Annotated in this window: 1 protein-coding gene; it reads right to left on the bottom strand. The window is 39.3% G+C overall.

Going from position 1 to position 931, the window contains the following annotated elements; translation table 11 throughout:
- A partial coding sequence (locus V7266_RS29865; RefSeq protein ID WP_335472872.1) for a TetR/AcrR family transcriptional regulator occupies nt 1–509 on the bottom strand: 509 nt, incomplete at its 3' end.
- Between the last annotated feature and the right edge of the window lie 422 nt (nt 510–931).

Here is a 931-nt window from a genome sequence, read left to right as displayed (position 1 = left end):
GTCATTACCCTTAACCCAACACATACGGTATGCAGATGTTCCGCCAGTTCGCCGGCATCGTAATCTGAGGTAAATTCTCCCTCCTCCTGCCCCCACAGAATAATATCCTTGAGTAGCTGCTCTGATAGTGTGAACGATTCAGTGGACTTTGAATCCACATCGGCATCGCGCATTGCCAATTCCACCGCCGAATTCACCATTAAACAGCCTGAAGGCGAGTTCTCTTCACCATTTATCATGAAACTAAAAATTAACTGGAGAGCCTCCGCTGCTGTCTTGGAGCGTTTAACTTCTCCCGTAAGCTCAGCACTGACTTTATCGCGAAATCGATCCATAGCTTTCAAAAACAGCGTATGTTTGTCCCCAAATGTGTCATACAAACTTCTGCGATGGATTCCCATATGCTCGACCAGATCACTCAAGGATGTCTTCTCATAACCTTGTGCCCAAAAGAGCTTCATCGCCTTGTCTAATACTACGCTCTCTTCGAATTCTTTATTTCTTGCCATTCTATTTTCCTCCTCCCATAGTCACTATAACATATTGAGAACGTTCGGTAAAGAAAGTAAGTTGATAATACTTATTCCAAATATTGCTAAATGCAGGAAACTATCTATAGCTCAAATATGGAAACTCCACAATCACTTCTACATTTTTATATGTCAGCATAACCTAAATCCCTTGATTATATTATCCCAAGAATCTTACCAAAGGTTGATTTTTAAGGAGAACACACATCATTTATGGGATTAGCATTTTTTATTGGTATCTGAATCAAAACCGACTGGTCGCTTGAATTTGCATAAACAGCCCCATAAATTAGCACAAAGGATATAAGTAAGAAAGTAGTCATATTTATATTCACATCAACTTAACATTTATAGGTGTATTTTTCCAATTTCCTTCTTAAAGTAGTCGAGTAGAAGAGAAC

This window comes from Neobacillus drentensis (genome assembly GCF_036965645.1).
Taxonomy (GTDB): Bacteria; Bacillota; Bacilli; order Bacillales; family Cytobacillaceae; genus Neobacillus; species Neobacillus drentensis_D.
This window is presented reverse-complemented; position numbering and strand designations above follow the sequence as displayed.